Origin of the sequence: Vibrio sp. D3, from assembly GCF_043995865.1 — a bacterium.
In the GTDB taxonomy this organism is placed as follows: domain Bacteria; phylum Pseudomonadota; class Gammaproteobacteria; order Enterobacterales; family Vibrionaceae; genus Vibrio; species Vibrio diabolicus.
On the sequence record NZ_CP171887.1, the window covers coordinates 3,135,102 to 3,149,637 of the forward strand.

Genomic DNA, 14,536 nt, shown 5'->3' on the forward strand with positions numbered 1-14,536 from the left:
CATCCGATGCCGATTGAGTAACAATAATGAGGAAGATATAACATGAAGGCTTTGAAAAACCCAGTGGCGCTTGCCACTCTGCTGGTTCTGCAAGCATGTAGTTCGCAGCCGCCACATTCTGGCGCTGCCGACCCAGCTTCTTCACCAGCCACCTTAGATAAGCCTGACACCATTCAACCTCAAACCTTTATGCTACGTGGAAAAGTGATCGTCGGTCACGAGAGCCAATACATCATGCCTTGTGGCAGCGACAAGCAATATTGGTTACAACTGTCACCACAGCAAATGCAACGAGCAATTCAGTTAAATAACGAGCCTTACCAGACCATGTATGGCGAGGTTATCGGCCATCTCAACCCACCGGGCATCGATGGGTTTTCTGCCGATTTCGATGCTAACTTTGTCGTGGAACAAGTGAACTTCCTCACAACGGAAAATCCAAACCGTTGTCAGCAACCAAACAAACCAACTCGCGTGTTTGGTAATGAGCCTTCTTGGTCGGCAAGCTTTGAGGCTAATAGACTGACATTCCAGCAAATCGGCAAACAAACCACAAGATTAGCGATTAAGAGCAGTCAACTTCAACCTCGCCAGCGCACATATCAACTACAAGATGGTGAACTTCGCCTAACAGAAAACCTCTGCTCAGATACGATGAGTGATTCTTTGTATGGCTGGAAAGCGACGCTAAAACATGATGGCGACACTTATCAAGGTTGTGGTACAGCTGCAAACGTGGACGCTACGCTTGGCTGGGCCAATACCTATGTCGCGACTTCAACCCAATCACAAGGTTTTGAGGTGCAAATGACCTTAAACCCAGACCACAGCGCCACAACAAAATACAGTTACGCCAATGGGCAAGCACCGTTAATCGAACGTGGGTACTGGCAACAATTAAGTCCGTCTCAGGTTCAAGTCGTCATGACGCATCATCAACAACAAAGACTGATGTCAGAGCGACTGTTTACGCGAGAAGGCAATCAGCTCAAAGCGACCAAAGAAAAAGTCGGTAACTTGGTATACCCAATCGCCGATGGTGGTTTAGTGCTTTACCCTGCCACCGTTCGTGATGAGGGCATGATGCAACCAGCCGAGAAACGCGCCAACAAGCCCATCAGCAGTGCAGACGTGCCTTCTAGTGCGGAGTTTGACTCCAAAGTAGATGCCGCCGTGCGCAACTACTTCTTCATTCACCAAACCACCCCCAACAACAACCAATACCGTTGGCTAACTTACGACCTCAACGGCGATGGTAACGAAGAGCTATTGGTACAGTTGGATTGGTGTGGTTCCGGTGGCTGTACATTGCTGATATTTGAACATCACGAAGAGGAATGGCGTTTTAATAGCCGCATTACACTAGTGCAAAGCCCGATTATGCTCGGCCAACAAACCTCCCATGGTTGGCGAGATCTGATTTTTAATGTCAGCGGTGGCGGAGCTAAAGCGGCTCAACACGTGATGCAATACACTGGGGTTAGCTATCCACTCAACCCAAGCATGGCACCAACGGCAACGCCAAACCAAATCAGTGGCGTGCGTCTGTTCTCGGATGGGGTTAGCCCTGTGCGCGAAGGAGTTCGTCTGTAATGTCGCAACCGTGTCCAAATTGTGGTTTTCAATTCAACTGTATGTGCTCACTGGTGCCGAAACTTACCAGCGAGCACAACATCTTGCTGTTGATGCATCCGAATGAACTGACGCGTGATACTAATACCGGCCAGCTACTAGAGCAGTGCCAACTCAATATTGAGCGAGTAACCTGGGACCGAAAACAACCACCGGCAGACTTGCTCGCTCGATTAGCTGATCCGTCGCTGTATCCAGTGCTTCTATTCCCAAGTGAAGAAAGCGTCACACTCGAACATGTGGCGCTCCAAAGCCAACAACAAACTAAAACTCCGCTGTTTATGATTTTGGATGCCACCTGGCAAGAGGCGCGCAAGATGATCAACAAGAGCCGCTGGTTAGAAAGTATCCCTACTATGGCGCTGTCTGCCTCGGCAGACTCGCAATATCAGCTGCGACGCAACCAACAACAAGGTAACTTGTGCACGTTTGAAGTCGCCGCACATTTACTCGGACAACTAGGCGAGCAAAATAACCAGCAAAAAATGCTCACATTCTTTGCTCACTACCTTGCACTATTTCAAGCCGAAAAAAGTGGACACGCTCTCAAGCAATCACCGAGCTAACTCAACTAAAACCGAATGGCTCAAAATAAAAAAACGCAGCTAAGGCTGCGTTTTTTTTATTGGAATTGTTTCACGTGAAACACAACTAAAACAAACGCGTAGGTTCACCCAAGTAGTAGCCTTGCAGATAGTCGACGCCCATATCCTGCGCGATTTTGCACACCTCTCGATTGTGGACAAACTCCGCCACCGTCTCCGCATTAAACACCTGACATAAACGCACCAACTGGGAAGCTATTTTGCGCTGCTTTAAGTCTTTATCGATATCACAGATCAAGCTGCCATCGAGCTTTATGACTTCCGGCTCCAGCTTTAGGATTTCATCAATATTGGAATAACCTGAGCCAAAATCATCAACAATGATACGCGCTCCTAAGCTTCTAAAATGACTGCATACTTCGATCATTCGACCGTAGTCTTTGATTTGCTCAGATTCCAACACTTCCAAACCAATTCGCCTAGGGTCATTGAGCTGACAAATTTCATGCTCTAAAAGCATTAAAGTTTTATCACTAAGCAAATCTTGCGGCGACAAGTTAATAGAAAAATCACCTTGCTTATCTCGCATGTAATGTAACGTAGAATGGATCATGTGCCGACTCAATCGAGTATAAAGATGCGTATCGGAAATAATAGGCAGGAAGCGCCCTGGCGCAATCACCGTTCCATCCTCCTCCAAAATGCGAACCAAACATTCTTGGCTTGCCAATTTATGGCTATCCGCATGCACTATCGGCTGGCTATAGGTGATGATGTTCTGTTTGAGAATGGCTTTACTGACGCAACTCAACCATCCAAGTTGCTCTTTACGTACATCCTCACTGACTTCGATGTCTTTCGCATTGCAGATATGGGTATTACTGCGCACACCGGAACGCCTCGCTTCAATGCCTTTGAGCAATAGCTCATCCGCAGAAGCTGATGGAAAATCTCGACGACTCACTAAGCCACCGCACAGCGAGATAGAAAGATAATCTATTTCGCGCAGACCAATTGGCTCAAAATTAGTTTGCTCTACCGCGTCGGCAAAACGAGTAAAGTGCTGTTTGATGGTTTCGCTGCTTTGGTCAGCTTTAAATATGAACGCCCACTCACCAACTCCAATACTATAAAGCTGCAAAGCCGTTGGCATGCCAAAACGCTTTCGCAGTCGATTCGTAAAATGCATTGAGAGGTCTTTAAGTAGCTGATCCCCTACTCTATAACCGTATTTTTCATTGATATGGCTGAAGTTAAGTAGCTTTAGAGTCAGCAAGTGCTCATCCAAATCGATGCTACTCAGCCGCTCTTGCAGCGCGACTCGGTTTTGTAATCCAGTGCGACTATCTCGCCGATAGCTTTCTTGTAACTTGCGCGTTTGGCGATCGAGTTGATACCCCATATGCGCGTTCATATGGTTGAGGTCGCCAATCGCATTTCGAATCAAGCTAAACAATGGTGAAATAGAGGAGCTAACGGGCGACTTAGGCAAGTTCAATGCTTGTACTTCGTCTCCCTCTCGCATCGCTAAATACGTCAGACTGTGATGAAGAATTTCTGGCTGTCCAATACCGCCATGCAGTTCCCCCATACAATAACTACCAAACGTCGTCGCGATATCTTTGAAGGCTTGGACTTCGTCGCTGCTGTCAATAAAGTCTAACCGTGACGCGCAGTTAAAAATCATCACGACTTCAGGTTGGTGCATGGCTAACTCAACCACACCATGTCGCACCTGTTCGAGCGTTAATGAGGGGTGGTTATAGCAAAATTGTACTTCGTCACCAAGACACCAAGGCCTGTCGAAACTCATACTGCCATCAGCGTGTAGCTCCGTTACCGTGCAAACTTCCTTACGCCCCAAACTTTCTCGATACAAAGGAAAGCTGAGCAGTTGACTCAGCGTCACGTCATGCCCATCCGCCAAGTAACGCTTGTATACGTCCAACGCTTTCTGTTCACCTAAGCAATACAAGCGCGTTCCTTTTGCATGGGTGACTTTATGTGGCATGCCAATCGGGTTCCATTCCGAATACGCATCTGTCCATAGCTTCAAGGTATCGCTGTGCAAAGCTACGGCAACCACAGCGTTATCGTAAACTCGGTTTTGATATAGCACCCAACAGCCATCATCAATACTCTGTGCCAACCCTCCAGAGATCACGACTTCTTCACTAGCGAACGTTTGAAACAAGGGATAGTCACGTCGTTCAATTTGCACAGCAAAGCTGAGGATCACTTGCGAATTGTGCTGCAACAGAAGCGAGCGTTTGAGCTCTCCACCATCAATATCGGGGGAGTAAGAGTAGGTTTGTACAGCAGAAGTAAGCGTGGTTTGTTCGAACTCAGTCACACTGATCAGGCAACCAGAGGTAAATATCTCCCCTTCCAGAATGACATTACGCGTACTATGCCCCATGACATGAGCATTCGGCAGCAACAATAAAACAGCGTCCGCAAGTGTGGTCGTAAAGTCGCGTGATTGAGTCGACAATATTTGCACCAAATATTGTTTACTTGAAGAGAACTGAGAAGTGACTAAAAAGTCATTTAACTGACTGACATCATAAACCAGTTTTGAAAAAGCTCGCATGCGCCTACCACTGCCGTAACACTATCTTCACCACGACGTGTGGCGTTACTCTTTTTACTTAATAGTGAATAATTTACGTGGCTTTACGCTGATTTTCTAGACACAAAATGAGATTAGAATGGATTAATGCGAAAGCAATTAAAAAAGTGTGAGTAACGGCTGCAAACTATTGATTTCAATATCAGGTAAAGTACGTGTTTTTGAATGGTTAATGACATTTTTATTCATATCATTGAACCAACAAGCCGCAAAACCAGCCGACTTTGCACCATGCACATCCGTGGTTAGGTGATCACCGACATGCAGAATATTCTCTGCTGGAATATCCAAGAACCGTTTCGCCTTAGTAAACATATCGGTGGCGGGTTTCGCTAACCCATCTGGCCCCGCTTTGAGTACACATTGAAAATACGGCGTTAAGCCAATTTTATCTACATCGACGTTGCCGTTTGTGATCGCCACGAGCGGAACTCGCTCTCCCAGTTGTGTCAAAACATCTAAGCTTGATTGGGGCACTTCAAACTGACTGCGCCAATCCAAAGCGAGCTGCACACCCTCTTCAGCTGCGGCTTGAGCTTGCGCTTCATCATAGCCAACTGAAAGAAAACCATGCTTTAGCTGCACTAAACGCCAAAGCGTCACATCGCTTCTGAGATCCGGTCTCTGCTGGAGCACATGTTTTTTTACCTGCATCCAATCAGCCTTATCCATGTGCGCCACGGCAGGATGTGTTCGCTGCAACCAAGCCAGCAACTCACGCTCCATACGGATAATCACCGGGTAATTATCATACAGCGTGTCATCAAGATCGAAGGTCATGGCCTTAATGGGCTCAATACGGCGATAGAATTTCATACTTCGGCTCACTCCCCGCTCTTTTTACGTGCGCGTGGGTGGGCTTGGTCGTAGGCTTGCGCTAAATGTTGGAAATCCAAGTGCGTGTAGATTTGGGTCGTCGAAATGTTCTCGTGCCCTAAAAGCTCTTGCACCGCACGTAAGTTATTGCTGGATTCGAGCATATGTGTCGCAAACGAGTGACGCAATTTATGCGGACTAATATGGCTCGCCACAGACTGTTTCTGTCCCCATTCTGCCATACGTTTTTGCACGCTACGGTGCGAAATACGCGTTCCGAGTTTAGACACAAACAAGGCGGGCTCACCTGGCACAGCAAGATCGCCCCTGACTTTCAACCACTTGGCAACCCATTCAGTTGCCATGCCAGAGAATGGGACTTTCCGTTCTTTGTCGCCTTTACCGATAACACGAAGCTCTCCACTGCGCAGTTGTACATCACGTACATCCACACTCACCAACTCAGCCAAACGCAAGCCAGCACCGTACATCAGCTCCATCATGGCGCGATCACGCACAGCCAACGGGTCGTCTTCGTTGACCTCAAGCAGTTGGCTCACTTCATCAACATCGAGGTTTTTCGGCAACGGGCGCTTTTTACGTGGCGCTGAAACCCCTTTGGCAGGGTTAGCTGACATCTCGCCACGCAGAATAAGGAAATCGAAAAAGCTACGCAGCGATGAGAGGCGCGTCGCTAAACTGCTGGCTTTCATGCCTTCCCGCATGCCCTTACCTGCTAATTGGCGCACCCAGCCTGCATCCACTTGAGACCAATCTTTAAGTCCCATTTCCGCCAAGTGCTGCGCCATGGTTTCTAGCTGCTGTTTGTAATTGCGTTGAGTATGTAGGCTGAGCCCCTTTTCGCTTCGTAAGAATTCATAGAAGCGCTCAAGAGGCTTTTGCAGACTATTTGGCAGAGGAGTGTTGGGAGTTGTCGTCATCGTAACTTTGCCATACCAATGTTTGAGCGAGATGTGCCACTACTAATGATAGGTGACGCAAAAACAAGGTATCCATATCTGGTTGAAAATGACCGCCATCCTCACTAGAGAACGCTAGCACGCCCAGTGTTTGCTGTTTCACGAGCGGTAGTACCACATAGGACCCCATTTCCGGCACATCCATATTGCCAAACAAAGCTTCACGATCCACTTTGCGAAGACGTCCTAAGTACGCGTCTTTGCCATTTAGGTGGGTGGTCGCAAAACGTTGATAACTTTCCTTACTCAATTGAATAGATGCGTCGCATTGACTAAACAATCGAACAAACGCGCGTAAGCCAAGTGCTTTAGCTTTCTCTTCAATAGAATGAATGACTTGTTTAAAGTCACCACACTTTAGAATCTGCCCCTGCAAATCCATAAATTCGTAAAAGGTGCGATCGTTGTTCGCCGCAAGCGACATCAGTGTGGTGATCTCTTCCTCTAACTCTTCAATTCGCTGACGTTGGCGATTCATTTGTATGTGCACCAAAGACACCGCACCCAAGTCTGAGTGTGGGAAAGATAGACGATCCACAAGCTCCGGACGCTGCACAAAAAAATCGGGATGATCTTTGAGGTACTCGGCCACCACTTCAGCCGTTAAGGCATCTGCTTCTACTTGAGACAAACCGTTTCCTTTTTCTTCTACTAGCAAGACAATTGACCATCAAATACATGCGTTGTAGGTCCGGTCATAAACAACGGCTTACCCGGACCTTGCCACGCAATTCGCAGTTCACCACCTGGTAGAGAAACCTTAACGTTTTCATCCAGCAGACCCTGAAGAATCCCTACCGCTACCGCCGCGCATGCGCCGCTACCACAAGCTTGTGTTTCACCTGCGCCTCGCTCGTAAACTCGAAGACGAATATGGTCACGACTCACCACCTGCATAAAGCCAGCGTTGACGCGCTCTGGGAAACGCTCGTGCGACTCAAGCAGCGGACCTAATGTATCGACATCAGCAGTATCCACGTCATCGACCACCGTCACCACATGCGGGTTACCCATGCTTACCGCGCCACAGAACAACGTTTTTTCACCAGCGCGCATGATGTAGGTTTTCTCTTTTTGCTTGGCTTTGAAAGGAATTTTGTTCGGCTCAAACTCTGGCACACCCATGTTGACCGTCACTTCTCCATCATCTTCGATGTTGAGAATCATCTTTCCTTTTTTGGTGCTCACGCTGATGCTGTATTTATTGGTCAACCCTTTCAAGCGAACAAAGCGCGCGAAGCAGCGCGCGCCATTCCCGCACTGCTCGACTTCACTACCATCGGCATTGAAAATCCGATAATGGAAATCAGTTTCAGGGTCGTAAGGGGCTTCTACCACGAGCAATTGGTCAAAACCAACGCCGGTATGACGATCCGCCAAACGGCGGATCAGGTCTTGCGAGAAAAACACGTTCTGGGTAATACAGTCGACGACCATGAAGTCGTTGCCCAAACCGTGCATTTTGGAAAAGTGGAAATGCATTTGTTGTGTGTTACTCCGGTAGAATCTGTTCCAGCTGCCACAAACTGGTCAGCTCCTCACGCTGGCGAACTAAGTGGCTTTGTTTACCATCCACCATTACTTCTGCCGCTCGGGTACGAGTATTGTAGTTCGAAGACATAACAAAACCATAGGCACCAGCTGAACGAACCGCGAGTAGATCACCTTCTTGCAAAACGAGTGCGCGATCTTTACCCAAGAAGTCGCCGGTTTCACAAATAGGGCCAACCAAATCGTAAGTCTGAGCTTCACCCGTGCGCGGCGAAACTGGCACGATATCTTGCCATGCTTGGTATAGTGCAGGACGCATCAAGTCGTTCATTGCCGCATCGATGATGGCAAAGTTCTTGTGCTCAGTATGTTTTAAAAACTCAACACGCGTTAGCAAGATACCTGCATTCGCAGCAATTGCTCGGCCCGGCTCAAAAATCAGCTCCAAGTCTTGGTGATTTTCAAGACGACCAAGTAACGCTTTGGCGTAATCTGAAGGCTGAGGTGGTAATTCATCACGATAGACCACACCCAAACCGCCGCCGACATCAAGGTGACGAATGTTAATGCCTTGCGCTTTTAAATCATCAATCAGGGCTAATAAACGGTCTGTCGCGTCGATAAATGGGTCGATATTGGTGAGCTGAGAACCAATGTGGCAGTCGATGCCTTGCACATTCAAGTTCGGCAGGCTTTGCGCGAATTTATAAACATCTGGCGCACGATCAAATGCAATGCCGAATTTATTGTCGCGAAGACCAGTCGAAATGTAAGGGTGTGTTTTCGCGTCGACATCTGGATTGATACGCAGAGAAATTGGCGCAATCACACCAAGCTCACCCGCAACCTTATTCAAACGTTCTAGCTCGGGCTCAGATTCAACGTTGAAACATTTGATACCTAGCTCAAGAGCACGCTTCATTTCTGCAGGTGTTTTCCCAACACCAGAGAAAACGACTTTCTTCGGATCACCGCCTGCGGCAATCACACGCTCAAGTTCACCACCTGATACGATATCAAAGCCCGAACCCAAACGCGCCAGTGCGTTCAATACGCCTAGGTTTGAGTTCGCTTTCACCGCGTAGCAAACTAGATGAGGATGTTGACCCACAGCACTATCAAACGCCTTCCAGTGGCGCTCTAGCGTGGCTCGAGAATATACGTAAAGAGGAGTGCCATATTGCTCTGCAAGAGCTTGAAGTGGGACGTCTTCGGCCCAAAGCTGGCCATCATCCTGATAGTTGAAGTAATCCAAAATTCGCTTCCCTTATTTTATTCGACTGCTGAACCCTAATTTCACCCTAAGGCGCGGTTATTTATTGTGATTGCTCATTCTGTTGAGTGTCATCTGGAATGTATAGTGAGCCAGACTGGCCACATCCCGCTAACGTCGCGGCAACCATCACAAACAACACAGTAACTAATTTTTTCATTTCGCATATCGTGATTATTGAATCAATGCCCCCTATAATCGCACCACACTCAGGAAAAGCAATAGGATAGACGGATGAACGATACTGAATTTCATCAACTGGTGGATGCGCAGATGCAAATCATCGAAGAATCCATCGATGATTCAGGCGCAGACATTGATTACGAAGTCACTGGCAACGTAATGACATTGGAATTTGAAGACCGCAGCCAAATCATCATTAACCGCCAAGAGCCGATGCATGAGATCTGGCTGGCGTCCAAATCTGGTGGTTTCCACTTCAAACTTATTGAAGATAAATGGACCTGCTCAAAAACGGGCATGGAGCTATTTGAAATGGTGAAGCAAGAGTGTGAAAAGCACGCGGGCGAAGCCATTGATTGGGCATAATGTCCGTCAATCGTCACCAAAACAAAAAGAGCACCGAAGTGCTCTTTTTGTTTATTGATACGGGTTTAATTACGCGTTCACCGCTTTCGTCGGACGATGCGGCGAGCAACCATCATTACGATAAGGGATGATATAAGCATTGCCCTCTTCAGGATGGATAATCTGGTAGTACTGCGGCAGGTTAAAGTTGATAAATTTCGACGCAACACGACTGTCGTCTTTTACTGATGTGTAAAAGCTGTTCACAGACGAAATCATCTCGTCTTTGGAGCCACTAAACTGGTGATACACTTCAACTTGGTTTGACTCATCCAACACATAAATATTGAAGCCATCTTCATTATCTTCAAAGAAGAATTGCACCAGACCTTCACTGGCAAAACCATCCACCGCTTCTGGCATTTGATACTCTTGCTCACGATCGAGCATTAATAGCGGCGAGCCTTTAAGTTTGTTAGTAGAAATGCTGCGATAGAAATCAATGGAGTTTTCTAACTTCTGCACCGACACACCACGACGTTCAAAGAACAGCCCGTAAGTTTGGTTACCAAGGCGCATCGCTTTAAAGCGGCGGCGTTTTTCTTGCTCTACTGGCTTCAAGCGTAAGTCGATACATTCCGCTAAAAGCTGGTAGACCATATTACGCATCACACCACGCATGTTCTTCGCATAACAGAACACATCCACCGATTCTGGTGGCAACGCGTCTTGGTGCATTTTGCCCAGAATGGTTTTCAGTGCGTCCAGCATCGCCGTTTCCCCTTTGAAATGCAGCGTACGCACTTCATGCCAGGAGTTACGGTAAACCAAGTCGACACTGCCGACTAAGTTTTTATGTTCCGGACCAAAACTGAAGATATCGGTATTTTTTACATCCACTTTCAGTGAACGGCCCGAAAGCTCTGACGTAGGATCATTTTCAAAGTTGATGAACATCGCTAGCTGGCTTATTTCACATGGGCTCGCTAATGCCTGCATCGTCGGACGGCGCTTACGCAGCGCAAAGGTATTTCGTAAGTCGCTCACCATTTGGTAGAACTTATCGATATCCAGTTGCGCTTCACGCACCACCGCGTGCAAACGAGTCGACTCGGTGATTAAACCATTAAAGAATGCCCAAGAGACTAACTTGCTCAAGTATTCATGATGTTCTAAGTATGGCTGCCCCAAAATGCGGTGCGCGATCAGAGGTTGTTTATAGAGATACCAACCAGACTTGTTCACACCACCATCTTTCACTTCGATGAAGCTTAAATCCGGTTCATGCAAATCAGGGGAAATCTGTGGGTTGAGCAACGTCACTTTGCCCGGCAATACTTCAAAAGCGGCGTAAAGCTTACGAGCCAAAATACTGATGTCTTGCGGGCTGATAGCGGAGGTAATGTCGTTGCGACGCGCAAATTGAATCAAATTACGGTAGCTCTGCATCAACGCATCCAGCAACGCATGATGCACCACTTTTACCTGTTCAACTTTCCAGTTGCGGCGATCATCGAGCTCAGCAACAACGCTGGCATCCCAATCCCATTTTGCAATCATGTCGCTCAGCGCTTCACGGCGCCAAGCCACTGAACCAACATCCGGTTCACGCGACAACTTTTCATGGGTTTTGAGATAGAAGCAACGGCGCACCAAATCCAAACGAGTGTCGTCTTGGATTCGCTCTAAATAGCGAGTCACTTTTTCCAGCATTAAGTAGTACGCATCCATACCGTAGAGATCTGGCTCATGGGCAAAGAAACGACGTTTGGTGTCGATGCTTAGCAGCTGCGTATGCGGGTATTCCCACGAATAAGCTTCAAGCAGAATGGCTTTTAATACCGATTTGTAGGGAGAATCGATACTTTTGTATAGCTGCCACAAGTTCGAGCCGAAGTACTCTTCAGCAGGAATGCGGTTCAATTTACCAAAGTCGATCCATTCACTACAGTCAATGTAACCTTCACTGCACAATTGAGAAACGTACTCGTCGTAACACTCTTCCATTTCTGGCGGCACTATTTGCCATAATAAACGCTGTCCAGCAATACGCACCGCGCTGCGATAGAATTCATCAAGCAAAAGTAAATGCTGAGATGAACCACAGTTATCACCTGTCATCTCTTCAGAATGGTTGCTTCTAAAGCGTTCTTCATCCATTAAGAAGAAGTTCGCCTCCACCCCTTGGCTTTGTGCCCAGTCGGTGATCAGCAAGCATTTATTGGTCAGCAATTCTCGCTCGTCACAATCCATATCTGGCGAAATACACACCCAAATATCTAAATCACTAGAAGTACTTTGACCAATTGATGAGGTACTGCCCATGGTGTATAAGCCCAAGATAGCCGGCTTCTCAGCCGTTTTAAGTGGCTGACCAATCGCAAGTTGAATGTCATCAATGAATTGCTGCTGAATGCTATTTAGCGCCAGCCCATGCACACCAAACGGGACATCGGCATCATAATAGCCAGGAATCACAGGATGGTTGTAGTTCAACAAGGCAGGAATCAAGTGGAAGACTTGCTGGCTTTGCGAATCCATAAGCGCCAGCGCGCGATCAACTCGCTGCTGATTCAAATTATCTAGTCGCTGAATGATTTTTTGGGTGTAAGCCTGCAAGGGGAATTCCTTGGTTGAACAATCACGAAAATCTGCTGACGTTTTAAACCAAAATGGCCTAAAAACGTGATCAATTTAACACTTTTATTGGTGCGGGTAAAGTTTCACGCCCACGCACCACTCAGGATGCAAAACCATACTTTAGTCACAAAATTAATCGCGCGGTAGTGTCGCTCTTATTACCTATTACTAATAATAGTCCTTAGTCTAATTGAGAATCCAGTCACACTATTTTCATAACGTCATGTAATTCCATTCATAGCCCTCAGAGATAACGAACTAACAGTAAGCATTTCTTGATGAGAATGGTAGGATAAACCCAAATCCAAACAGCATTGAGAAGATCATGACACAATCCACACCTATTCGCATTGCAACTCGAAAAAGCCCTCTTGCTTTATGGCAAGCTTACTTTGTCAAAGACGCCCTTCAAGCCGCTCACCCTGGTTTGGAAGTCGAGTTAGTAACCATGGTGACCAAAGGTGACGTGATTTTAGATACACCGCTAGCAAAAGTTGGCGGCAAAGGCTTATTCGTAAAAGAGCTTGAAGTCGCAATGCTAGAAGGCCGTGCAGACCTTGCCGTTCACTCAATGAAGGACGTGCCCGTCGATTTCCCGGAAGGTCTTGGCCTCGTGACCATTTGTGAACGTGAAGACCCTCGTGATGCTTTCGTCTCCAATACCTATAGCAACATTGATGAACTCCCTCAAGGTGCAGTGGTTGGTACTTGCAGTTTGCGCCGTCAATGCCAACTGAAAGAATATCGTCCAGATATCATCATTAAAGAGCTTCGCGGTAATGTGGGCACTCGCCTTGGTAAACTAGATGCGGGTGAATACGATGCGATCATTCTTGCTGCGGCTGGCCTTAAACGATTGAAGCTTGAAGAACGAATTCGTAGCTTTATCGAGCCAGAGCAATCATTACCTGCGGTAGGCCAAGGTGCTGTCGGTATTGAGTGCCGCCTTGACGATGAAAGGCTGCTTAAGCTACTTGAGCCGCTTAACCACCAAGACACCGTAGACCGCGTTTTGTGTGAGCGCGCAATGAACCTGACGCTAGAAGGCGGCTGTCAGGTACCTATCGGCAGCTATGCCCTGCTAGATGGCGATAACATTTGGCTACGCGCATTAGTTGGCGAACCAGATGGCAGCGAAATTGTTCGTGGTGAAATCCGTGGCCATCGTAAAGACGGCGAAACGTTAGGAGTGCAGTTAGCCAATGAACTACTGGATAACGGCGCCCGTGAAATCCTAACTAAGCTGTACGCAGATCACGAATAATCATGGCAGTGTTGGTCACTCGGCCGGGAGAGCAAGGCAACGCGCTTTGCTCTCTGCTCGAAAGGCACGGCATTTCCGCATATCACCATCCTCTGATCGACATTGTCGCCGATCTCACGGACACGCACCTCTCTAAACACCTGCATCAAGCTCAAATTGTTATCGCTGTTAGTCGACATGCCGTGCAATGTGCACAGCAAATCTTAGCCAGCAACGAGACATCATGGCCGAAACAAGCCATTTACCTTGCCGTTGGTCAAAAAACAGCACACTATTTAAGCAAATGTACCCAACAGAAAGTACACTATCCCCAAGTCAGTGATAGTGAACATTTATTGCGACTGCCAGAGCTCAATAATGTGGCCCAACAACAGGTTCTTATCCTTCGTGGGAACGGTGGAAGAGAGCTGATCAAAGATGCATTGGTGAGACGTGGCGCAAAAGTTCACTATAGTGAGACTTACAAGAGAGAATTCATCCCATTCGATCCAGTAAGCTGTGTCTCACTATGGAAAACCCTACAAATTGACCAGATCATCGTCACCAGTGGTGAGCAACTGGATTATTTGTGCAGCCAATTGACGTCAGAGCAATTGACTTGGCTTAATCAACAAGAGTTGTATATCCCCAGTCAGCGTATCGCTGACATCGCACTTCAAAGGGGGTTCACTCGGGTGAGATGCACGGGAAGCGCATCCAACCAGGAATTACTGGCGGCTCTCCAGCCCTAGCTAC

General features: G+C 47.4%; 13 protein-coding genes. 5 read left to right on the forward strand and 8 right to left on the reverse strand.

Annotated elements, in window-relative coordinates; genetic code table 11:
• The first annotated feature begins 42 nt into the window (after positions 1-42).
• Both ACHFJ9_RS22550 and ACHFJ9_RS22555 read left to right on the forward strand, forming a co-directional pair.
• Positions 43-1,593, forward strand: coding sequence for a COG3650 family protein (locus tag ACHFJ9_RS22550; RefSeq protein WP_395356358.1), 1,551 nt, complete (start codon positions 43-45; stop codon positions 1,591-1,593).
• The gene (locus ACHFJ9_RS22555) at positions 1,593-2,198 is read left to right on the forward strand and encodes a tRNA-uridine aminocarboxypropyltransferase (protein ID WP_282175005.1); all 606 of its coding nucleotides are present in this window, start codon (positions 1,593-1,595) and stop codon (positions 2,196-2,198) included. The genes ACHFJ9_RS22550 and ACHFJ9_RS22555 overlap by 1 nt, the downstream gene beginning before the upstream one ends.
• 85 nt (positions 2,199-2,283) lie before the next feature.
• On the opposite strand, the gene ACHFJ9_RS22560 is transcribed toward ACHFJ9_RS22555, so the two are convergent.
• The 7 genes from ACHFJ9_RS22560 to lptM form a co-directional block, all read right to left on the reverse strand.
• Positions 2,284-4,770, reverse strand: a complete 2,487-nt coding sequence (locus tag ACHFJ9_RS22560; protein ID WP_395356360.1) for an EAL domain-containing protein — start codon at positions 4,768-4,770, stop codon at positions 2,284-2,286.
• Positions 4,771-4,908: 138 nt separating this feature from the next.
• On the reverse strand, positions 4,909-5,625 hold the full coding sequence (gene yigB / locus ACHFJ9_RS22565; RefSeq protein ID WP_258628143.1) for a 5-amino-6-(5-phospho-D-ribitylamino)uracil phosphatase YigB: 717 nt from the start codon (positions 5,623-5,625) through the stop codon (positions 4,909-4,911).
• Positions 5,626-5,633: 8 nt separating this feature from the next.
• Entirely contained in the window at positions 5,634-6,566 is a 933-nt protein-coding gene (gene xerC, locus ACHFJ9_RS22570; RefSeq protein ID WP_258628145.1) for a tyrosine recombinase XerC, read from the reverse strand.
• Entirely contained in the window at positions 6,532-7,263 is a 732-nt protein-coding gene (locus ACHFJ9_RS22575) for a DUF484 family protein (protein ID WP_006743009.1), read from the reverse strand. Before ACHFJ9_RS22575 ends, xerC begins: the two co-directional genes overlap by 35 nt.
• Entirely contained in the window at positions 7,257-8,087 is an 831-nt protein-coding gene (gene dapF, locus ACHFJ9_RS22580; RefSeq protein WP_006743008.1) for a diaminopimelate epimerase, read from the reverse strand. The genes ACHFJ9_RS22575 and dapF overlap by 7 nt, the downstream gene beginning before the upstream one ends.
• A gap of 10 nt (positions 8,088-8,097) precedes the next feature.
• On the reverse strand, positions 8,098-9,351 hold the full coding sequence (lysA, locus tag ACHFJ9_RS22585) for a diaminopimelate decarboxylase (protein ID WP_006743007.1): 1,254 nt from the start codon (positions 9,349-9,351) through the stop codon (positions 8,098-8,100).
• 61 nt (positions 9,352-9,412) lie between these two features.
• Positions 9,413-9,529, reverse strand: a complete 117-nt coding sequence (gene lptM, locus ACHFJ9_RS23155) for an LPS translocon maturation chaperone LptM (RefSeq protein ID WP_005378746.1) — start codon at positions 9,527-9,529, stop codon at positions 9,413-9,415.
• A gap of 74 nt (positions 9,530-9,603) precedes the next feature.
• On the opposite strand from lptM, the gene cyaY reads away from it, so the two are divergent.
• Positions 9,604-9,918 (forward strand): iron donor protein CyaY, encoded by a 315-nt coding sequence (cyaY, locus tag ACHFJ9_RS22595; protein ID WP_012841286.1) that lies wholly within the window; start codon positions 9,604-9,606, stop codon positions 9,916-9,918.
• Between the two features lie 69 nt (positions 9,919-9,987).
• On the opposite strand, the gene ACHFJ9_RS22600 is transcribed toward cyaY, so the two are convergent.
• A complete protein-coding gene (locus tag ACHFJ9_RS22600; RefSeq protein WP_005393844.1) occupies positions 9,988-12,516 on the reverse strand; it encodes a class I adenylate cyclase in 2,529 nt (842 codons plus the stop codon).
• Between the two features lie 346 nt (positions 12,517-12,862).
• Here ACHFJ9_RS22600 and hemC point away from each other — a divergent pair, with 346 nt between their 5' ends.
• Entirely contained in the window at positions 12,863-13,801 is a 939-nt protein-coding gene (hemC, locus tag ACHFJ9_RS22605; RefSeq protein ID WP_005393847.1) for a hydroxymethylbilane synthase, read from the forward strand.
• Positions 13,802-13,803: 2 nt separating this feature from the next.
• Positions 13,804-14,532: a uroporphyrinogen-III synthase gene (locus tag ACHFJ9_RS22610; protein WP_046874396.1), complete on the forward strand. Its 729-nt coding sequence runs from the start codon at positions 13,804-13,806 to the stop codon at positions 14,530-14,532.
• Positions 14,533-14,536: the final 4 nt, after the last annotated feature.

Coding starts and splice junctions, on each gene's coding strand:
- ACHFJ9_RS22550 (WP_395356358.1), top strand. CDS start 43: ATGAAGGCTTTGAAAAACCCAGTGGCGCTTGCCACTCTGCTGGTTCTG.
- ACHFJ9_RS22555 (WP_282175005.1), top strand. CDS start 1,593: ATGTCGCAACCGTGTCCAAATTGTGGTTTTCAATTCAACTGTATGTGC.
- ACHFJ9_RS22560 (WP_395356360.1), bottom strand. CDS start 4,770: ATGCGAGCTTTTTCAAAACTGGTTTATGATGTCAGTCAGTTAAATGAC.
- yigB (WP_258628143.1), bottom strand. CDS start 5,625: ATGAAATTCTATCGCCGTATTGAGCCCATTAAGGCCATGACCTTCGAT.
- xerC (WP_258628145.1), bottom strand. CDS start 6,566: ATGACGACAACTCCCAACACTCCTCTGCCAAATAGTCTGCAAAAGCCT.
- dapF (WP_006743008.1), bottom strand. CDS start 8,087: ATGCATTTCCACTTTTCCAAAATGCACGGTTTGGGCAACGACTTCATG.
- lptM (WP_005378746.1), bottom strand. CDS start 9,529: ATGAAAAAATTAGTTACTGTGTTGTTTGTGATGGTTGCCGCGACGTTA.
- cyaY (WP_012841286.1), top strand. CDS start 9,604: ATGAACGATACTGAATTTCATCAACTGGTGGATGCGCAGATGCAAATC.
- hemC (WP_005393847.1), top strand. CDS start 12,863: ATGACACAATCCACACCTATTCGCATTGCAACTCGAAAAAGCCCTCTT.
- ACHFJ9_RS22610 (WP_046874396.1), top strand. CDS start 13,804: ATGGCAGTGTTGGTCACTCGGCCGGGAGAGCAAGGCAACGCGCTTTGC.